We start from the raw sequence: 20,973 nt of genomic DNA, 5'->3' as shown, positions 1-20,973 counted from the left end.
ACCGCTAGTCGGTCAGCGCCACCGAGTTTTCACGTTCCACGTGACCGCCGAAAGCATCCGGCACGATCTCGACCAGCCGGATCTGGGTCGGCGTGATCTCGATGATCTCCCCGTGGTTCTGGCCCATATAGTTGCCCGCAGTGACGCGCTGAACCCCTCGATCCGGGGTCCGGACCAGGGCGTAGCGCACGCCATGCTGCTCCAGCGACCCGACCATCCGCAGCGAATCCAGCGGAAAGCCCTCGAGGAACTCGCGCGGGCGGTCAGGATCAATCTCGGCGTCTCCGGGCTGCCCCTCGGCCGCGGCGAGCTCCGGCTGGGCGATTACCGACGAGTCGAAAGGCGACCGGGCATGCCCCGGATAGAGATAGGGCTCGTGTGGCTCCAGGGTGGGGATCGGCTCGATCCCGCTCCCCGGGCGCTCCTTGACCTCGGCGATGTACTGCTCGAGGTCACGGTTGTCCTGAGTACAGCCCGACAGCAGGATCCCGCCCGTCAGGACCATGGCCAGTCCGGGCCATACCGCTCGCATGGAAGAATGCCTCATCAGTTCTCCTCCAGGTAGCGATAGGTGCGGGCGACCGCATCCATCAGCAGGTCGTTGTCGGAATCGCCCGGACGGATATGCATGTTGTGCATGGTGACCACGCGCGGCAGGGCCGAGACACCGCTGACGAACTCCGCGAGATCCTCGTAATCGCCCCGGACGCGCAGACGGATCGGAACCTCGGCGTAGAAGTCGCGCCGGTTCTCGCCACGCGGCTCGAACAGCTCGATCTCGAGACCCGCCTGCAACCCTGTCTGCGAGACATCGACCAGCAGGCTGGGGATCTCGGCACTACTGGGCAGCAGCTCGAGCAGCGAGGCGAACATGCGCTCCATCTCCTCCAGCTGGTCCTCGTAGGCCTGGAGGTTGGCAGCCCGCTGCTGCTTGTCCTCGAACTCGCCGCGCAGCTGCAGTTCGCGGCTCTCCGCGCGCTCGAGCTCTGTCCGCTGATCGCCGATGAAGAGGTAATAGGACAGGCCGAGGATGGCCAGGACAATCACGACCAGGATCAGGCCCTTCACGCCCCAGGAGGCTTCCCCGATGTTGTTGAAATCGACCTGCTTGAGTTCATTGAGATCCATCAGGAATCCCCCTCTGCGGCATCCGGCCGGGTCTGTGTGGCATCCAGTCGGAAGTCACGCACCTGGAGGCGACCCTCCTCGCGGGTCTCGATAATCTGCAGGTTGGAGCTACCCAGCCAGGGCGACCCATCGATCCGGCGCATCAACGCGGAGATCCGGGTGTTGGACTCGGAGCGCCCGACCAGGCGCACATTCTCGCCTTCCTGGCGGACCTCGTTGAGGTAGGTACCATCGGGCAGGGTCTCGACCAGCTGATCGAAGAGATGCACGGCCTCGGGCCGCTGCGCCTGCAGGGTCTGGATGACTTCCATTCGGGCAATAAGGGCCTCGCGCTGTTCGTCGAGATCGCGGATCCGGGCGATCTGACGATCCAGTTCGCGGATCTCGCTTTCCAGCATCTGGTTGCGCGACTGCTGGTGGTCGATCAACGCGCCGATAAAACTGTAGCCAACGAAGGCAAGAAGGACGCCGACCACCGCGGCGCCACCAACCGCGGCGAAGAACTGCTTGCGCCGCTGTTCGCGTGCCTTCTCGCGCCAGGGAAGGAGGTTGATATAAATCATGACGCATACCCCCGCACGGCCAGGCCACAGGCCGTCATCAGCGCCGGGGCATCATTGGCAAAACGTTCCTGGTTGACCCTTTTGGCCAACGCCATCCCGCGGAACGGGTTCGCGATCGATACCGGCGTGCCGGCGGCCTCCTCGAGCAGTTCGTCCACGCCCGGGATGGCCGCACAGCCGCCACCCAGGAGGATGTGATCGATGGTGTCCTGCGGGCGGGTCACGTAGAAGTACTGCAGCAGCCGCTGGATCTGGTCGACCATGGTCTGCTTGAAGGGCTCGAGGATGGAGCTTGCGTAGTCGGTCGGCAGGTCGCCACTCATCTTGGCGGAACCGGCCTCCTGATAGTTCATGCTGTAGCGCCGCATGATTTCCTCGGTGAGCATGCGGCCGCCGAAATTCTGCTCGCGGGTGTAAACCACGCCCTCGTCCTGACTGACGACATACACGGCAGTCACCGAAGAGCCGACATCCACGACCGCCACGATCGGCTTGCTCTCGCGGTCGGGGACCTGCTCCATCAGGCGCTCGGCGGTATGCTCGATCGCGTATGCCTCGACGTCGATCAGCTCGGGGGTCAACTTGGCCGCCTCGGCAATGGCCACGCGCGAGTCCACGTTCTCGCGGCGCGAAGCGACGACCAGGACATCGACCATCTCGGGGTTCTTCTCGTTCTTGCCGAGGACCTGGAAATCCAGGTTGACCTCTTCAAGCGTGTAGGGGATGTACTGATCCGCCTCCACGAAGACCTGGCCCTCGAGTTCCGCATCGCCCAGCGCGGCCGACATCTGGATGGTCTTGGTGATCACGGCGGAGGACGGCACAGCCATCGCGCAGTGCTTGAGGCGGGTGCCGGAGCGCTTGACCGCCCGGGCGAGGGCATTACCCACGGCCTCGGTGTCCTGACAGACCTTGTCGACCATCACCCCATCGGGCAGCGGTTCGACCGCGAAGGCCTCGACCCGATAGCCCTTACCCTGTCGCGTCAGCTCCAGCACCTTGACGGCTGCCGAGCTGATATCCACGCCCAGGACCCCTTGTTTGGATTTTCCGAGACTCAGCACACATCCCCCTGTATACCCCGACGAAAGTAACTGGTAGCGTTACAATCACGTATGCTAGCTGGTTCACAATATACACCGCGACTTCAGGGTTGCAAGTCGCTTTGAAAGCGACTTCTCATCTTGGCCTCACTTTTTTTGCTGTCATGAATCCGCTCCTTAAGATTATTACGGCGCTGCTGGCCCTGATGCTGGCAGCCGGAATCGGCCTGTCCATCGCGGCGGCCGCTCTCTATGTTTACTACGCGCCGAGCCTCCCGGAGGCCGACGCCGTACGCGATGTGCGCCTGCAGACTCCACTGCAGGTCCGCAGTGCGGATGGCCGCCTTATGGGTGAGTTCGCGGAAGAACGGCGCATTCCCGTCCCGATCGACGCAATCCCGCAGCAAGTCCGCGATGCCTTTATTGCGGCGGAAGACGAGCGCTTCTATGACCATCCGGGTGTGGATGTCATGGGCCTTGCCCGCGCCGGACTGAATGTGATCTCCACCGGCGGCGAGCGCAGCCAGGGCGGCAGCACCATCACCATGCAGCTCGCGCGCAATATCTTCCTGACGCGCGAGCGGACCTACGAACGCAAGTTGCGCGAGATCTTCCTGGCCATCCGCCTGGAACAGGAACTCGAGAAGGATGAAATCCTCGAGCTATATTTGAACAAGATCTATCTGGGACAGCGCGCCTACGGGATCGAGGCGGCCTCGCGGGTATATTTCGGCCGCTCGCTGGATGCGCTGGAACTGGACGAGATTGCCACGCTCGCCGCCCTGCCCAAGGCGCCATCGACCACCAACCCGGTAAGCAACCCGCAACGGGCCGAGATCCGCCGCAACTACGTACTGCGGCGGATGCTGGAGACCGGCGTGATCGACGAGGATGCCTATACCTCCGCCATCGAGCGCCCGGTGCTGTCGGAACGCCACACCACAGCCACCGAGATTGATGCCCACTGGGTCGCCGAAATGGCGCGCCAGATGGTCGTGAACCTGTGGGGTGACGACGCCTACCGTCGCGGCCTGCAGGTGCACACGACGATCGACTCCCGCCAGCAGGAAGCGGCCAACCAGGCGCTGCGCGAAGGATTGCTGGAATATGACGAGCGTCACGGTTTTCGCGGTCCCGAAATGCGGCTTCCCGGCAATACCCTGGAGGACGCCGAGGCACGCGAGCGCGCGCTGATGGCCATTGGCGTGCACGGAAGGCTGCTGTTCCCGGCCGCCGTCCTGGGGCAGGGCGACGCCGGGGTACTGCGCGTCGACGGCGGCCGCATTGGCGAACTGGAAGTCCTGCCGGAAGACCGCGAATGGGCCGGATCACCGGCGCTCGAACGCGGCGACGTGATCCGTATACGTCCCTATACCGACGGCCGCTGGCGCCTGGCGCAAAAGCCGGAAGTCACCGGCGCCGTGATCGCCCAGGCCCCTCAGGACGGCGCCATCCTGGCACTGGCCGGTGGGTTCGACTTCTTTGAGAACCGCTACGACCGCACGACCCAGGCGCAACGCCAGCCCGGATCCGCGTTCAAGCCGCTGGTCTATGCCCTGGCCCTGCGCGAGGGCCACCGGCCCGAAGGGACCGTGATCGACGCGCCGATGGTCTTCAATGACCCCGCCCTGGGGGCCGAATGGCGCCCGCAGAACTACTCGCGGCGCTTCCACGGCGAGACCACCCTGCGCGAGGCACTTGCGAATTCCCGCAACCTGGCCTCCATTCGCCTGCTCGACCGCCTGGGCACCGGAAACGTGCACCAGGAACTGACGCGCTTCGGTCTGGACCTCGAAAGGCAGCCGAACAACCTGTCCATGGTCCTGGGTACCGGCTCCCTCACCCCGCTGCAGCTGAACAATGCCTATGGCGTGTTCGCCAGCGGCGGCCGCCTGAACAGCCCCTGGATCATCGCCCGCATCGAGACGGCGGACGGCGAGACCCTGTACGAGGCACCGACCGAACGAGCCTGCCCGGCGCCCTGCACAAACCCGAAGGGCCAGGATCTGCCGCTGGTCGCCAGCAGTGGCCCGTTGCAGTACACCGATCCGGTACCGGTCCTGGATCCCGGTGTCGCCTGGCAGATGAGCGACATGCTGCGCAGCGTCATCACATCCGGAACCGGACGGCGGGCCATGGAACTGGGCCGGTCCGACCTGGCCGGCAAGACCGGGACCACCAATGACTACCGCGATGCCTGGTTCGCCGGGTTCAACGCGGCGCTGGTCGCAACCGCCTGGATCGGCTTCGACGACAACCGCGAGCTGGGCCGACGCGAAAGTGGCGGTCGCGCGGCCCTGCCAATCTGGACCCGCTTCATGGGCAGCGTGCTGGCCGACCAGCCAGAACGGCCGGTGGAGCGCCCCAACGACCTGGTGCGGGTCGCCATCCTGCCGAACGGCCAGCGCGCCCCCAGCGACGACGCCCCGGGCGCGCGCAACCAGTGGCTGCTACCCCACCAGATCCCGGAACGCGGACACGTCATTCCGGGGAACGGCGAGAACGGAAGCAGCGGGAACCAGCAACCCGAACTGGTCTTTTAAATGGCCAGCCCCTCGCGCGCGCGCCAGGAGCTGGCCCAGGAAGCCGCTCGCATCATGCTCGACGACGGCATCCGGGACTTCGGCCTGGCCAAGCGGAAAGCCGCGGAACACCTGGGCGTGGACGCCCGCCACGACATGCCCGGCAACCTGGAGATCCAGGACGCCGCCATCGAACGCAGCCGGCTGTTTGCCAGCCCCGCCAGCCGCGCCGCCTACCGCGGCCGCCTGGAAGCGGCGCTGGTCGTGATGGAACGCCTGGAGCACCTGGAACCGCGGCTGGTCGGCCCGCTCCTTCAAGGGCTAGTGGAATCACAACCGCTGATCAACCTGCATGCCTTCGCCGAGACAGTGGAAGAGGTCATCCTGGAGATGGGGGATCGGGGGATTCACTGCGAGACCGGCGAGCGCCGTTACCGCAGCCGGAAGGGGCGCGAACAGCGCATCCCCTTCCTCGCCTTCCGCGGACCGGACGACACCGATGTTGAGCTCACGGTATTCGCGCTGGACGGCCTGCGCCAGGCGCCACCGTCGCCAGTGGACGGACGCCCGATGCAACGCGCAACCCGCGCGGACGTAGAGAGGATGCTGGCGGAGGCCGGCGCCGAAGAGGCGGCGGCCACGGCGGAATAATAACCGGGCCGTACGCTCGCGCCGGGCGGACTAACGTCGGTAGTTGGTTACGGTATCCACCATCGCGGCCACCCGCTCCGGATCGATCCCCGGATGAATGCCGTGGCCAAGATTGAAGACATGACCCGTGTCGCGGTCGAAACCATCCAGCACCCGCTGGGTCTCTTCGCGCACTACCGCCTCGGGTGCGTAGAGCACCGACGGATCGAGGTTGCCCTGCAGCGCAACGCGATCGCCGACCCGCCGGCTGGCCTCGGCGATCTCGATGGTCCAGTCCAGCCCCAGGGCATCCGCCCCGGTATCCGCCATCATTTCCAGCCAGGCGCCGCCACCCTTGGTGAACAGCGTCACCGGGACGCGGCGGCCATCGTTTTCACGGATCAGCCCGTCGACGATGCGCTGCATGTAGGCCAGCGAGAACTCGCGATAGGCCCGCGGAGTAAGCGAACCGCCCCAGGTGTCGAAGATCATCACCGACTGGGCGCCGGCGCGGATCTGCGCGTTCAGATAATCGGTCACCGCGGTGGCGACCTTTTGCAGCAGGGCGTGCATCGCCTGCGGCTCGCCGTACATCAGACGCTTGGTCTCGGCGAAGTCGCGCGAGCCCTGGCCCTCGACCATGTAGGTCGCCAGGGTCCAGGGGCTGCCGGCAAAACCGATCAGGGGGACCTGGCCGTCCAGCTCGCGGCGGATCAGGCGCACCGCGTCCATCACGTAGCGTAGCTCCTGCTCCGGATCCGGCACCGGCAGGTTCTCGATCGCCTCCAGCGTACGCACCGGCTCGCGGAAACGTGGGCCCTCGCCCGTCTCGAAATACAGACCCAGCCCCATCGCGTCGGGGATGGTGAGGATGTCGGAGAACAGGATCGCCGCATCGAGAGGAAACCGGCGCAGTGGCTGCATGGTGACTTCGCAGGCCAGCTCCGGGTTCTGGCACAGGCTCATGAAGCTGCCGGCCTGGGCGCGGGTCTCGCGATACTCCGGCAGGTAGCGCCCGGCCTGGCGCATGATCCAGATCGGCGGACGCTCCACCGGTTCGCGCAGCTGGGCTCGCAGCAGGAGGTCGTTCTTCAGGTTCTGGGACATCGAAAGGCTCAAACGCCGAGGTATTCAAGGATGCCTTCGGCGGCCTCGCGGCCCTCGAAGACGGCGGTGACCACCAGATCGGAGCCGCGCACCATGTCGCCGCCCGCAAAGACCTTCGGGTTGCCGGTCTGGAAGGCATGCTCGCCCGCGGTCTGCACGCGGCCGCCCTCGTCGATGCCGATCTTGTAGTCGGCAAACCAGTCGGAGGGAGACGGACGGAAGCCAAAGGCGATCAGCACCCGGTCGGCCGGGATTACGTGTTCGGAGCCGGGGACCGGCTCGGGACGGCGGCGGCCACGTTCGTCCGGGGCGCCCATCTGGGTACGCACGACCTTCACGCCCTCGACCTTGCCGTCGCCGACGATCTCTACCGGCTGCACGTTGAACTCGAACTGCACGCCCTCTTCGCGCGCATGCACCACTTCCTTGCGCGAACCGGGCATGTTCTCTTCGTCGCGGCGATAGGCGCAGGTCACCGACGCCGCGCCCTGGCGGATCGAGGTGCGGTTGCAGTCCATCGCGGTGTCGCCGCCACCCAGCACGACCACGCGCTGGTCGGCCATGTCGATGAACTCGTGGCCTTCTTCCTGCGGCCAGTTCATCACCTGGCGGATATTGGAGATCAGGAACGGCAGGGCGGGATAAACGCCCGGCAGGTCCTCGCCGGGGAAGCCGCCCTGCATCGCGGTGTAGGTGCCCATGCCGAGGAACACGGCGTCGTATTCCTCCAGCAGCGCATCCATCGCGATGTCGCGGCCGATCTCGATATTCAGACGGAATTCGACGCCCATGCCCTCGAGGATCTCGCGGCGAGTGCGGATCACGTGCTTTTCCAGCTTGAACGGCGGGATGCCAAAGGTCAGCAGGCCGCCAATCTCCGGATAGCGGTCATGCACCACCGCCTGCACGCCATTGCGCGCCAGGATGTCCGCGCAGCCCAATCCCGCGGGCCCGGCGCCGATCACTGCGACACGCTTGCCGGTCGGGGTGACATCCGACAGATCCGGGCGCCAGCCGGCCTTCAGGGCCTCGTCGGTGATGTACTTCTCGACCGAGCCGATGGTGACCGCGCCGAAGCCGTCATTCAGGGTGCAGGCCCCCTCGCACAGACGATCCTGCGGGCATACGCGGCCACAGACTTCGGGCAACGAGTTGGTCTTGTGCGAAAGCTCGGCGGCCGCGAACAGATTGCCTTCCTCCACCAGCTTCAACCAATTGGGGATGAAGTTGTGGACCGGGCACTTCCATTCGCAATAGGGATTGCCACAGGCCAGGCAACGGCCGGCCTGCTGACCGGCCGTGGCGGGATCGAACTGACCAATGATCTCGCCGAATTCGTGGATCCGGATCTCGGCGGGGGTCTTCTGGGGGTCCTGGCGCGGGAGGTCCAGGAACTGCATCGGATTGGAAGCCATGGAACACTCGCTCCGACGAAATCGGGATAGGGGCCGCGATGGGCCCGGGGAGTTCGGCCGGGATCCGGCCCGTAGTCAGCCCTGCAGGGCGGCGCGGACCTTCTGGCTCACCTGGCCCATGTCCGCACGCCCGAAGACCCGGGGTTTCAGCACCCCCATGACGCGGCCCATGTCACCCGGGGCACTGGCTCCGGTCTCGGCAATCGCCTCGCTCACCAACTGGTCCAGCGCGGCGGCGTCCAGCGGCTCGGGCATGTATTCCTCGATAATGACGACCTCGGCGGCCTCGCGCTCGGCGAGGTCCTCGCGACCGCCCTTCTGATACTGATCGATGGAATCACGCCGCTGCTTGAGCATGCGATTGAGGATCGCCAGCACGGTGTCGTCGTCGGCCTCGCGCCGCTCGTCCACCTCGAACTGCGATACCTCGGCCTGAATCATGCGCAATGCAGCCAGGCGGTCCTTGGCCCGGGCCCGCATGGCCTGCTTGACGTCATCCTGCAACCGGGCCTTGAGCGACATCTTTGGGTCCTCGGGTCCGGGCAGCCACCCGGACGGGGTTCAGTACAAACGCACCCGACGAGTCATGTCGCGGGAATTCTTCTTCAGCTGACGCTTCACCGCGGCAGCGGCCTTGCGCTTGCGCTCGGTGGTCGGCTTCTCGTAGTACTCACGGCGGCGGACTTCCGCGACCACGCCGGCTTTCTCGCAGGTGCGCTTGAAACGGCGCAGGGCGACCTCGAAGGGCTCGTTCTCACGAATTCGTACGTGCGGCATACAATCTCCGAAACGGATGCAGGATCATCTCGATCAAAAATAACAAAACCGGCCGCCAAACACTCCGGGCGACCATGCAGAACTCCCTATGGTAATCCAACCGGCGCCAATTGCAAAAGTCCGTGAAGCGATCCGCACCATGCGGAATGCCCGGCTTACGCCGCCGTCGGCCCGCACGCTATGATGACGGGCATGGAAAGTCTCAACGTAGAACTGGGCGAACGGGGCTACCCGATCCACATCGGGCCGGGCATGCTGGGCGAACCGGAGCGGCTCCGGCCGGCGCTGCACGGCCGGCGCGTCGCCGTGGTGACCAACACCACGGTCGGGCCGCTGTATGGCGACGCCCTGCGCCGGAACCTCGCCGCCTGCGACATCAGCAGCGACCCGCTATGGATCGAACTGCCCGACGGCGAACAGCACAAGACCCTCGCGACGGTAGAGACCATCCTGTCCCGGCTGCTGGAGGCGCGCCTGGATCGCGGCAGCCGCATCGTCGCCCTGGGCGGCGGGGTGGTCGGGGATATCGCCGGGTTTGCCGCCGCGATCTACCAGCGCGGTATCGACTTCGTTCAGGTCCCAACCACCCTGCTCGCCCAGGTCGACTCCTCGGTTGGCGGCAAGACCGGTGTCAATCACCCGCTGGGCAAGAACATGATCGGCGCCTTTCATCAACCCCGCGCCGTCGTCATCGACACCGACACGCTGAAGACCCTGCCCCAGCGCGAACTCCAGGCGGGCCTGGCCGAGGTGATCAAGTACGGCCTGATCCGCGACGCCGAGTTCTTCGCCTGGCTGGAGGAACACATCGACGCCCTGCGCACACTGGAACCCGAACCGCTGGCCTACGCGATCCGTCGCTCCTGCGCCTGCAAGGCCGAGATCGTCGCCGCCGACGAGCGCGAGGGCGGTATCCGCGCCCTGCTGAACCTGGGCCACACCTTCGGCCACGCGATCGAGGCCGGCATGGGCTACGGCGCCTGGCTGCATGGCGAGGCCGTGGGCACCGGCATGGCCATGGCCGCACGCATGTCCGAACGCATGGGCTGGCTGGATACTGCTGGTCGTGAACGCGCCGAGGCCCTGATCCAGCGCGCCGGCCTGGCCCTGGAACCGCCGGGGGCGGTGACCCCGGACCGCTTCCGCGAACTGATGGCGATCGACAAGAAGGTGGCCAGCGGCCGCCTGCGCCTGGTACTGCTGCGCGGCATTGGCGAAGCCGTCCTCACCGACGCGTTCGATCAGGACGCCCTGGACGACACCCTGCACGAGCATGCCCGTGTCGCCTGAAACCATTGCCACCCCCAGCGCCGCCACACCGGGCCTGGCGCCCTACGCCTGCGACCCCGCACGTTCGCGCGGCCGCGCCCAGGCCGAGGCCGCGCCGCGTCACCGCAGCGATTTCCAGCGCGACCGCGACCGCATCGTGCATTCCAGCGCCTTTCGCCGGCTGGAGTACAAGACCCAGGTCTTCATCAGCCACGAGGGCGACCTGTTCCGCAACCGCCTGACCCATTCGCTGGAGGTCGCGCAGATCGGGCGCTCCATCGCGCGCGCCCTGCAACTGAACGAAGACCTGACCGAGGCCGTCGCGCTGGCGCACGATCTCGGCCACACCCCGTTCGGGCATGCCGGACAGCACGCACTGAATGCCTGCATGCGCGAACACGGCGGCTTCGAGCACAATCTGCAGTCGCTGCGCATCGTCGACCTGCTGGAGCGCCACTACGCCGATTTCGACGGCCTCAACCTCACCTACGAGACCCGCGAGGGCATCCTCAAGCACTGCGCACCCGAGAAGGCGCGCCAGCTGGGCGAGATCGGGGTGCGTTTCCTGCAGAAGGAACAGCCGAGCCTCGAGGCTCAGCTCGCGAACGTCGCCGACGAAATCGCCTACAACAATCACGACGTCGATGACGGCCTGCGCTCCGGGCTGCTCACCATGGACCGCCTCGCCGAGGTCACCCTGTTCCGCGACTGCCGCGAGACGGTCCAGGCCCGGTACCCGAACCTGGACCCCCGTCGCATCCAGCACGAGACCGTCCGGCGCATGATCGACGCCCTGGTCGGCGACCTGATCGAGACCAGCCAGGCCGCGATCGACCACCAGCGCCCGCAAACCCCCGACGACGTGCGCCGCGCCGGCGAGGCACTGATCCGCTTCAGCCCGCAGATGGCGGAACAGGCGCGCGAGCTCAAGGGCTTCCTGCGCGAAAACCTCTACCATCACCACCAGGTCCACGGGGTAATGCACAAGGCCCGCCAGCTGATCCACGATCTGTTTGCCGCGTTCGAGTCGGAGCCACGCCTGATGCCCGAGCACTACCAGCGGCATGCCGACGAGATGGCCACCCACGACGCGCACGGGCCGCAACGCGCCATCGCCGACTACATCGCCGGCATGACCGACCGCCACGCCATCCGTGAACACCACCGCCTGTTCGACCTGGGCACGCTGACCTGAAAAGGAATTCGATGGCGCTTTCCGAACAATGCCTGGAACACCTCGGCCTGCACGCGCCGCCGTTTGACGACGCGCCCGACGAGACCTTCATCTACAGCGACCCGCTGCTGGATGGCCTGCTCGAGTCCGCGCGGGCTGCCCTGAACGGCCCCGGCGCAGTCGTGCTGATGACCGGCGAGAACGGTTCCGGCCGCAGCCTCCAGCTGATGCGACTGCTGGCGATGCTGCCCGACCCGTTCGAGCTGATCGCCTTCCGTGCGCGCATCAACACCCAGTTCGAGTCGGTGGACAACACCATCCGCAATTACCTGCGCTCGCAGAACGCGGACGATCCCGACCGCCCACTGACCGAACTCCTCGGCGACCGCGTCGCCGAAGGCGTCGACCCGGTTATCGCGATGGATGACGCGCACCTGGTCGGCACCGACATCGTCAACAACCTGATGCGCATGCGCAGCGAGATCCTTGCCAGGCAGGGCCGCGCCCCGCGCATCATCCTGGTCGGTTCCAGTGGGCTACTGCGCCGCCGCCTTTACCTGCCCGACCCCTCCGACGAGGATCAGGTCACTCGCGTCAGCCTGCGCGCGTTCAACCTGGAGCAGACCGCGGCCTACCTGCGCCACCGCCTGCAGGCCGCCGGCCTGGCCGACCCCGATCGCCTGCTGGATGCAGACGCCATCCATCACCTGCAGACCACCAGTCAGGGCCTGCCCGGCAACCTCAACCGCGAAGCCAACAGCTTCCTCGAACGCCAGTGCCGCAGCGAGCGCCGGACCGGTGCCACAGCCACAGCCGCAGCCGCCGGCAGCACTGCCCCGGGGGTGGCCGCGGGCGAGGCGGCCGAGACAGACACCGACATCGAACCGCAAGACGGGGAGCCCGCGCTCACCCCCTCCACCCGCGAGGCCGAGCCGGCGAGCGAAACACCTCCGGAGACAACCATCCGCGCCAGCCGCGACCCGGACGACGACCGCTTCACCCCGGCGGCCGAGGCTCTTGCCGCGTCCACTCCGCGACCCGACCCGCCGCGCGAGACAGCTCCCGAGGCGCCGCCGGGCGAGCCGGGCGGCATCGACGCCGATCACCGCATCCCGGAGCCGCCGGCGGCGGAGAACGTCGCCTTCTGGAACCAGCGCTGGTTCGTCCCGGCGGTAGCCATCACCGTGGCCCTGGGCATCGCCGCCCCGGTCGCCTGGCAACTGCTGGAGACGGAATCCGCGCCGACCGATAGCGAGATCATCGAACTACCCCTGCCCGAGCCGCGCATCACCGAGGCCGAGCCGGAACCCGCGCCCGAGGGGCCGGCAGCCACCACCGACGACGAGGTCGTCGTGGCCGACCCCCTGGACCTGCCCCCTCCGGCCGAAGCCGAACCGACCGAGCGGGAGACCGCCCCCCAGGACCCGGCCGCGGACGAGCCCGAACCCGAGACGGCGGCGGAACCCGCGGAGACGGCGCCCGCATCCGAACCGCAGGCCGAGCCAGAAACCACTCCGGAGCCGGAGCCTGAACCGGCACCCGAACCCACGCCCGAGCCCACGCCCGAGCCGGAACCCGCCACCGAAGAGCCGGCCGCTGAGGATGCCGACGCCGAGCGCCTGCGCAACGACCGCGCCTGGCTGAACGACCAGGACGGAGGCGCCACGACCATCCAGCTGCTGGCCGCGCCGAACATGGGGGCCGCACGGGCCTATGCCGATCAGCACGACCTGGGCGGGATCCGCTATATCCCAACGCGCGTCAACAACCGCGAATTCGTGGTCATCCTGGCCGGGGTCTTCCCCGACCGGGCCGCCGCCCAGCGGGCCGCGGAGGACCTCCCCGCCGCCGTGCGCCGCGACGAACCCTGGATCCGCTCCATCGGCTCGGTCCAGAACGTCACCCGCGACTGATCCCCGCGCTGCTTGGTCACCACGAAGCGCACGAAGAAGAAAAAAAGCGGTTCGGCACAGAGCACACAGAGAAAGGCAAAATCTTTCCTGATTAGCAACGAGAGTCAGCCAGTCACGGGGATCATCCGGGCCTTTTTGGAATGTCACCCTCCCCTGCACTGCCATCCCGGCCGGAGCGAAGCGAAGAGCCGGGATCCCCCCGTCGGGGCAACCCCAGCCGCCGAGATCCTGGATAACCGCTACCCGGTTTCCGGGATGACGAAGCAGGAGGCGCATGGAGCCCGGGGCGCGTGCCGCTGCGCTCCAGGGCCACCTTCGGCCGCCGGGTGCTGTACACACCCGGGCCCGCACGGTCCTTGGACCTGGCTGACCCTCGTGGCGAATCAGGAAATCTTTGGATGGCTGGTAGGCGAAAGCGCAGGTAGCTCGATGCGTTTTGCCCCTGACCCCGAATTGCTCCGTGAACTCCGTGCCCTGTGTGGTTTATAACGCTTTTGAGGTTGCCCTCCTTCAGGCCTTCGCGGGCTTCGTGGTGAACCGCCCCACCACGACTTAACCTGCGTCGATGTCGTGTCTTCTTGACCGGCCCCGGTTTGCCGGGAGAATGACGGTTCGGCTATATTCCTGCGCCTTTTTCCGTGTTCTTTTTCCAGGGACGGCCCTGACCAACGTACCGCGCCCGCGTATGGCCCCGCGCGCTGCGACCGGAGTTGACCGATGCGACAGAACCAACTGAACGGCACCCTCTACCGCCCCGAATTCGAGCGCGACAACTGCGGCTTCGGCCTCATTGCGCACATGGACGGCGTAGCCAGCCACTGGGTGGTCGACACCGCGATCAAGGCCCTGGAACGCATGACCCACCGCGGCGCGATCGCCGCCGACGGCAAGACCGGTGACGGCTGCGGGCTCCTGATGAAGACCCCCGAGGCCTTTCTGCGCACCCTCGCCTCCGAGTCGAACATCGAACTGGCCGAGCGCTTCGCCGCCGGCATCGTGTTCATCAACCCGGCAAAGATCGCCGAAACCCGCGCCGCCGTGGAGAGCGCCATCGAGCGCGGCCCGCTCCGGCTTGCCGGCTGGCGCGAGGTGCCGGTCAATCCGGAAGAGGCCTGCGGCGCCGAGGCGATGAAGAGCCAGCCGCACATCCTGCAGGTGTTCATCAATGCCCCGGCGGAGATGGACGCGGCCGACTTCGAACGCGCGCTGTTCGTGGTGCGCCGCCGCGCCGAGATCGCGATGGGCGACGACCCCGTGTTCTACGTGCCCAGCCTGTCGGCGCACGTGCTCTCCTACAAGGGTCTGGTGATGCCGGCCAACCTGCCGGTGTTCTACCCGGACCTGAAGCGCCCGGAACTGGAGACGGCAATCTGCGTGTTCCACCAGCGCTTCTCCACCAACACCTTCCCGCAGTGGGGCCTGGCGCAGCCGTTCCGCTTCCTCGCCCACAACGGCGAGATCAACACGGTGCAGGGCAACCGCAACTGGGCGGTCGCGCGCCAGCACAAGTTCGCCACCGAGAAGTTGCCGGAGCTGGCCGAGCTGGAACCGCTGGTGAACCTGGAGGGCTCCGACTCGCAGAGCCTGGACAACATGCTGGAGGTGCTGCTGGCCGGCGGCATGGACCTGTTCCGCGCGATGCGCCTGCTGGTCCCGCCGGCGTGGCAGAACGTCGCGCACATGGACTCCGACCTGCGTGCGTTCTACGAATACAACTCCATGCACATGGAACCCTGGGACGGCCCGGCCGGCATCGTGCTGACCGACGGCCGCTACGCCGCCTGCACCCTGGACCGCAACGGCCTGCGCCCGGCGCGCTACGTGATCACCAAGGATCGCCACATCACCCTGGCCTCCGAGATCGGCGTGTATGACTACGCCCCCGGGGACGTAGTCGCCAAGGGGCGCCTGAAGCCCGGCCAGATGCTCGCCGTGGACACCGAGTCCGGCGAGCTGCTGCAGCCCGAGGACGTCGACCGCATCAACCGCACCCGCCAGCCCTACCGCCAGTGGCTGCGCGCGCACGTGAAGCACCTGAAGAGCCAGCTGGACGACAACCAGCTGTTCTCCGGCGAGCCGATGCCGCCCGAGCGCCTGGAGACCTACGAGAAACTGTTCGACGTGACCTTCGAGGAACGCGACCAGATCCTGCGCGTACTGGCCGAGGCCGGGCAGGAGGCCGTGGGCTCCATGGGCGACGACACCCCGTTCGCAGTGCTCTCCAGCCACACCCGTTCGCTGTTCGACTACTTCCGCCAGCAGTTCGCCCAGGTGACCAACCCGGCGATCGACCCGCTGCGCGAAAGCATCGTGATGTCACTGGAGACCTGCTTCGGCCGCGAACAGAACCTGTTCGAGGAGACCCCGGACCACGCCCACCGCCTGGTGTCCGACTCCCCAGTGCTGTCCGAGGCCAAGTTCCGCGAGCTGTGCAACCAGACCGAGGACGCCTTCCGCGTCGAGCGCATGGACCTCAACTACGACGTCCATTCCGGCTCGCTGGAGGACGCCGTGAAGGCCCTGACCGAGCACGCGGTCGAGGCCGTGCGCGACGGTGCCGTGGTGCTGGTCCTGTCGGATCGCGGCATCGACCCGGAACGCCGCCCGATCCCGGCCGCGCTGGCCGTGGGCGCGGTTCACCATGCCCTGATCGGCGCCAAGCTGCGCACCGACGCCAACATCGTCGCCGAAACCGCCACCGTGCGCGACCCGCACCACTTTGCGGTGCTGCTGGGCTACGGCGCCACCGCGATCTATCCGTACCTGGCCTACTCCGCGCTGCACGGCATGTGCCAGTCCGGCGAGATCCCGAACGCGGACCCGCTGACCCTGGCGCAGAACTACCGCCGCGGCATCAACAAGGGCCTGTTCAAGATCCTGTCCAAGATGGGCATCTCCACCATTGCCAGCTACCGCGGCGCGCAGCTGTTCGAGATCGTCGGCCTGTCCGACGAGATTGTGGAGACCTGCTTCAAGGGCACCACCAGCCGCATCCAGGGCACCCGCTTCGCCGACATTCAGGCGGATCTGGAGACGCTGTCGAAGCGGGCCTGGAACCCGCGCAAGAGCGCCGGCCAGGGCGGTCTGCTGAAATACGTCCACGGCGGCGAGTACCACGCCTACAACCCCGACGTGATCCAGACCCTGCACCGCGCGGTGCAGTCCGGCGACTACGGGATCTACAAGGAATACGCGGACCTGGTGAACGAACGCCCGGTGACCGTGCTGCGCGACCTGCTCAAGGTGCGCGACGACATCGAGCCGATCGAGCTTGACGCGGTCGAGCCCGAGGCCGACATCCTGCCCCGCTTCGACTCCGCCGGCATGAGCCTGGGCGCGCTGTCGCCGGAGGCCCACGAGGCCCTGGCCACCGCGATGAACCGCCTCGGTGGACGCTCCAACTCCGGCGAAGGCGGCGAGGCCGTCTCGCGCTACGGTACCGAGCGCATGTCCAAGATCAAGCAGGTGGCCTCCGGCCGCTTCGGCGTGACCCCGCACTATCTGGTCAACGCCGAAGTCCTGCAGATCAAGGTCGCCCAGGGCGCCAAGCCCGGCGAGGGTGGCCAGCTGCCGGGGCACAAGGTCAACAAGATGATCGCGGAGCTGCGCTTCTCGAATGCCGGCGTGGCCCTGATCTCGCCGCCGCCGCACCACGACATCTACTCCATCGAGGACCTGGCGCAGCTGATCTTCGACCTCAAGCAGGTCAACCCGGATGCGCTGGTCTCGGTGAAGCTGGTCTCCGAGGCCGGGGTCGGTACCATCGCCGCCGGCGTGGCCAAGGCCTACGCCGACTTGATCACCATCTCCGGTTACGACGGCGGCACTGGCGCCAGCCCGCTGACCTCGGTGAAGTACGCCGGCACCCCGTGGGAGCTGGGCCTGTCCGAGACCCACGCGACCCTGCGCGGCAACGACCTGCGCGACAAGGTGCGCCTGCAGACCGACGGTGGCCTGAAGACCGGCCTGGACGTGATCAAGGCGGCCATCCTGGGCGCCGAGAGCTTCGGCTTCGGCACCGGCCCGATGGTCGCGCTGGGCTGCAAGTACCTGCGCATCTGCCACCTGAACAACTGCGCAACGGGTGTGGCCACGCAGGACAAGGTGCTGCGCATGAACCACTTCATCGGGCTGCCCGAGATGGTCATGCACTACTTCCAGTTCGTCGCCCGCGAGACCCGCGAATGGATGGCGAAGCTGGGCGTGCGCAGCTTGACCGACCTGATCGGCCGCACCGACCTGCTGGAGATCCTGCCTGGCGAGACGCCCAAGCAGCAGCACCTGGACCTGAACGGCCTGCTGGCCAGCGGCGACCTGGCCGACAAGCCGCGTTTCTGCAAGGCGCCGAAGAACGAACCGTTCGACAAGGGCGAGCTCGCCGAGAAGATGGTCGCGGAGATGCTCCGGGCCATCGAGAGCAAGGCGGGTGGCGAATACCACTTCGACGTGGCCAACACCGACCGCTCGATCGGCGCGCGACTGTCCGGAGAGATTGCCAAGCGCCACGGCAATCAGGGCATGGCGGACGCCGCGATCACCGTGCGCATGAAGGGCACGGCCGGGCAGAGCTTCGGCGTGTGGAATGCCGGCGGTCTGCACCTGTACCTGGAAGGCGATGCCAATGACTACGTCGGCAAGGGCATGACCGGCGGCAAGCTGGTGATCCGGCCGCCGGAGGGCTCCAGCTTCGCCAGCCAGGACACCACCATCATGGGCAACACCTGCCTGTATGGGGCGACCGGCGGCAAGCTGTTCGCGGCCGGCCAGTGTGGTGAGCGCTTCGGCGTGCGCAACTCCGGCGCGATCGCCGTGGTGGAAGGCATCGGCGACCACGGCTGCGAGTACATGACCGGCGGCGTGATGGTGGTGCTGGGCAATACCGGCATCAACTTCGGCGCGGGCATGACCGGCGGCTTCGCGTTCGTGCTGGACCGGGAGAACGACTTCCCGGACCGCATCAACAACGAGCTAATCGACCTGCACCGCCTCGACACCGAGGAGATGGAGGCGCACCGGAACTACCTGGAGGAACTCGTCACGGAATTCGTGCACGAGACCGACAGCGCCTGGGGCCGCGAAATCCTGGAACGCTTCGACGACTACCAGGGCTCGTTCTGGCTGGTGAAGCCCAAGGCCTCAGAACTCCGGGGCCTGCTGGCCAACCTGCGCCAGGCCGCCTGACCCGCCATCCGGCAGCACTACGATTCGGGCCCCTCACGGGGCCCGTTTTGTTTGCGCGCGTAAAAGTCCGTCATTACAGGACCCAACAGGGACCGTGGCAAAGGAGCAGCGCGTAATATCCAGTCCCGCGTCCCGCACCGGAATCGGGGGCCATAGATAACGATTGCTTCGTCGCCTCCGGCTCCTCGCAATGACGCGAGAGCGAAACACCGTCATCGCGAGGAGCGAAGCGACGTGGCGATCTCCACGGGCAACCCCGGCGTCCGCCTTGGAAACCGCCGGGTCTTGCCCCGTCGGCCAAGGCGTGCCGCAATGACGCGTTGCGGCCCGACGCTGGGCTATCATGCGAACCCAACCACCGGCACGACCCCGAGGAACACGCAGCGACCCCATGGCAGGCCTCATCCCCCAGGCGTTCATCGACGATCTGCTCGAACGCAGTGACATCGTCGAGATCATTCAGCGCCGCGTCAGCCTGAAGAAGGCCGGGCGCGAATTCGCGGCCTGCTGCCCGTTCCACGGCGAGAAGACGCCATCGTTCTACGTCTCCCCGCAAAAGCAGTTCTATCACTGCTTCGGCTGCGGGGCGCACGGCACGGCCATCAGCTTCCTGATGGAGTACGAGAACCTGAGCTTTCCCGAGGCGATCGAGCAGCTGGCCGAACAGGCCGGGCTCGAGGTTCCGCGCGAGGCCGGGGATGACGACCGCCGCGAGGCCCATGCCCCGCTGTATGACGCGCTGGACGCGGCCGCCGAATGGTACGTACAGCAACTGCGCCAGACCCCCAGGGCAGTCGAGTACCTGAAAAACCGTGGCATCGACGGCGCCACCGCACGCAACTACCAGATCGGCTGGGCCCCGCCCGCGGGGCTGATCGAGGCGCTCAAGCCACGTTTCACTCCGCAGCAACTGGTCGATGCCGGCCTGGCCGCGCGCCGCGACGACGGCGGCATCCGCGAGCGCTTCCGCTCCCGCATCATGTTCCCAATCCGCGACCGGCGCGGGCGCATCACCGGCTTCGGCGGGCGCCTGATCGAGGACGGCGAGCCGAAATACCTGAACAGCCCGGAGAGCGAGGTCTTCCACAAGGGCCAGGTGATCTATGGCCTGTTCGAGGCGCGCAAGGCCGGCACCCGGCTGGACGACATCGTGGTGGTCGAGGGCTACATGGACGTGGTCGGCCTGGCCCGCGCCGGGTTCCACCGCGCGGTGGCCTGCATGGGTACCGCGCTCACCCGTGCCCACCTGGACAGCCTGTTCCGTCAGGTCTCGCGCATCACATTGTGCTTCGATGGCGATGCCGCCGGCCGCCGCGCCGCCTGGCGCTCCCTGGGCGAGGCGCTGCCCGCGATCCAGGGCCTGCGCGAGGTGCGCGTGCTGTTCCTGCCGGAGGGCGACGACCCGGACAGCCTGGTCCTGCGCGACGGCCTGGCCGGCTGGGAGGAGCGCCTCGCCGGCGCCCTGCCCTTGTCCGAGACCCTGATGCGCCTGCAGCGCGAGGAGCACCCCACCGACACCGCCGAAGGCCGCACCCGCTTCGCCCACGCGGCGATGAAGCTGGTCGCCACCGCCCGCGATCCGCTGTTTCGTGACCAGCTGGTCGAACGCATCGGACAGGAGACGGGGCTCAGCCAGGAGCGACTGGAACAGGTCCTGTCGGAACAGCCACCCCAGCCTGCCCGCAACCCTGAACCGGGCCCGGGTCACGAGCTCCCCGCCACCCCCGGCGGCCGTGCGCCCGCGCGCGGCGAGAGCGCCCCGGCCTTGTGGGGTGCCCTGCTCGCCCGCGTCCTGCAACACCCGGAACTGGACTGGTCACAGCCCGAGTTCCGCCAGGTCGTCGAGCTGCCCGGAGCGGCCGCCGAGACCCTGCGCAATGTCCTCGCGGCCCTGGACGAGAGCCCTGGACGCCACACGGCCGGCCTGCTGGAGCGCTTTCGCGACCAGCGCCACTTTCAGCGACTCATGGCCCTGGCCCACCAGGAGCTCAACGACGGCGAGCCAGCGGTCACCCGCCAGACGGCGCTGGACTGCGCCCGCCAGCTCCTGCGTCAGCACTATCGATTGCGAATTCGTGAACTGACTCGCCCCGGTTCCGAACTCGGAACGGAACAACGCGCCGAGCTCGCCCGTCTTACCCAGCAGTTGCAGCGGTTCGACCTGCCCAAATAGCGCCGCCGGGGCTTGAAGCGCCCGGATTCGCCCTCAACATAGCGGTCAAGGAGGTCGCCCCAGAGCCGGGTCGCGACC

General features: G+C 67.1%; 15 protein-coding genes. 7 read left to right on the top strand and 8 right to left on the bottom strand.

The window, feature by feature from the left end; all coding sequences use genetic code 11:
* Positions 1-4 precede the first annotated feature (4 nt).
* The 4 genes from F622_RS0107690 to F622_RS0107675 are packed head-to-tail and all read right to left on the bottom strand — an operon-like array spanning position 5 to position 2,755.
* The gene (locus F622_RS0107690; RefSeq protein ID WP_026287946.1) at positions 5-532 is read right to left on the bottom strand and encodes a pilus assembly protein PilP; all 528 of its coding nucleotides are present in this window, start codon (positions 530-532) and stop codon (positions 5-7) included.
* Positions 533-546: 14 nt separating this feature from the next.
* On the bottom strand, positions 547-1,128 hold the full coding sequence (locus F622_RS0107685; RefSeq protein ID WP_018144542.1) for a type 4a pilus biogenesis protein PilO: 582 nt from the start codon (positions 1,126-1,128) through the stop codon (positions 547-549).
* Positions 1,128-1,691, bottom strand: a complete 564-nt coding sequence (locus F622_RS0107680; RefSeq protein WP_018144543.1) for a PilN domain-containing protein — start codon at positions 1,689-1,691, stop codon at positions 1,128-1,130. Before F622_RS0107680 ends, F622_RS0107685 begins: the two co-directional genes overlap by 1 nt.
* Positions 1,688-2,755: a pilus assembly protein PilM gene (locus F622_RS0107675; RefSeq protein WP_038084249.1), complete on the bottom strand. Its 1,068-nt coding sequence runs from the start codon at positions 2,753-2,755 to the stop codon at positions 1,688-1,690. Before F622_RS0107675 ends, F622_RS0107680 begins: the two co-directional genes overlap by 4 nt.
* A 143-nt stretch (positions 2,756-2,898) precedes the next feature.
* Between F622_RS0107675 and F622_RS0107670 the strand changes: the two genes are divergently transcribed.
* Together F622_RS0107670 and F622_RS0107665 are read left to right on the top strand one after the other, a co-directional pair.
* Positions 2,899-5,277, top strand: coding sequence for a penicillin-binding protein 1A (locus F622_RS0107670; RefSeq protein ID WP_019571643.1), 2,379 nt, complete (start codon positions 2,899-2,901; stop codon positions 5,275-5,277).
* Positions 5,278-5,907, top strand: coding sequence for a hypothetical protein (locus F622_RS0107665; RefSeq protein WP_019571642.1), 630 nt, complete (start codon positions 5,278-5,280; stop codon positions 5,905-5,907).
* Positions 5,908-5,937: 30 nt separating this feature from the next.
* Here the strand turns inward: F622_RS0107665 and hemE are convergent, their stop codons facing one another.
* From hemE to rpsU, 4 genes are all read right to left on the bottom strand, one after another.
* Positions 5,938-6,993 carry a uroporphyrinogen decarboxylase gene (gene hemE / locus F622_RS0107660; protein ID WP_018168288.1) on the bottom strand — a complete coding sequence of 352 codons (1,056 nt, stop codon included), beginning with the start codon at positions 6,991-6,993 and terminating at the stop codon, positions 5,938-5,940.
* Between the two features lie 8 nt (positions 6,994-7,001).
* Entirely contained in the window at positions 7,002-8,408 is a 1,407-nt protein-coding gene (locus tag F622_RS0107655) for an FAD-dependent oxidoreductase (protein WP_019571641.1), read from the bottom strand.
* Positions 8,409-8,483: 75 nt separating this feature from the next.
* Positions 8,484-8,930 (bottom strand): GatB/YqeY domain-containing protein, encoded by a 447-nt coding sequence (locus tag F622_RS0107650; protein WP_018176191.1) that lies wholly within the window; start codon positions 8,928-8,930, stop codon positions 8,484-8,486.
* A 39-nt stretch (positions 8,931-8,969) separates the two neighbouring features.
* Positions 8,970-9,185: a 30S ribosomal protein S21 gene (rpsU, locus tag F622_RS0107645; protein ID WP_018144550.1), complete on the bottom strand. Its 216-nt coding sequence runs from the start codon at positions 9,183-9,185 to the stop codon at positions 8,970-8,972.
* A gap of 180 nt (positions 9,186-9,365) precedes the next feature.
* Between rpsU and aroB the strand changes: the two genes are divergently transcribed.
* The 5 genes from aroB (at position 9,366) to dnaG (ending at position 20,895) form a co-directional block, all read left to right on the top strand.
* The gene (gene aroB, locus F622_RS0107640) at positions 9,366-10,475 is read left to right on the top strand and encodes a 3-dehydroquinate synthase (RefSeq protein ID WP_019571640.1); all 1,110 of its coding nucleotides are present in this window, start codon (positions 9,366-9,368) and stop codon (positions 10,473-10,475) included.
* Complete coding sequence (locus F622_RS0107635) at positions 10,459-11,649, top strand: deoxyguanosinetriphosphate triphosphohydrolase (RefSeq protein ID WP_038096225.1); 1,191 nt, start codon at positions 10,459-10,461, stop codon at positions 11,647-11,649. Before aroB ends, F622_RS0107635 begins: the two co-directional genes overlap by 17 nt.
* An 11-nt stretch (positions 11,650-11,660) precedes the next feature.
* Positions 11,661-13,541: an SPOR domain-containing protein gene (locus F622_RS0107630; protein ID WP_019571638.1), complete on the top strand. Its 1,881-nt coding sequence runs from the start codon at positions 11,661-11,663 to the stop codon at positions 13,539-13,541.
* Between the two features lie 717 nt (positions 13,542-14,258).
* The gene (gene gltB / locus F622_RS0107625; protein ID WP_019571637.1) at positions 14,259-18,722 is read left to right on the top strand and encodes a glutamate synthase large subunit; all 4,464 of its coding nucleotides are present in this window, start codon (positions 14,259-14,261) and stop codon (positions 18,720-18,722) included.
* 391 nt (positions 18,723-19,113) lie between these two features.
* Positions 19,114-20,895: a DNA primase gene (dnaG, locus tag F622_RS0107620; RefSeq protein ID WP_019571636.1), complete on the top strand. Its 1,782-nt coding sequence runs from the start codon at positions 19,114-19,116 to the stop codon at positions 20,893-20,895.
* The last annotated feature ends 78 nt before the right edge of the window (positions 20,896-20,973 follow it).

Source organism: Thioalkalivibrio sp. ALMg3 (assembly GCF_000381225.1).
GTDB lineage: Bacteria > Pseudomonadota > Gammaproteobacteria > Ectothiorhodospirales > Ectothiorhodospiraceae > Thioalkalivibrio > Thioalkalivibrio versutus.
This window is presented reverse-complemented; position numbering and strand designations above follow the sequence as displayed.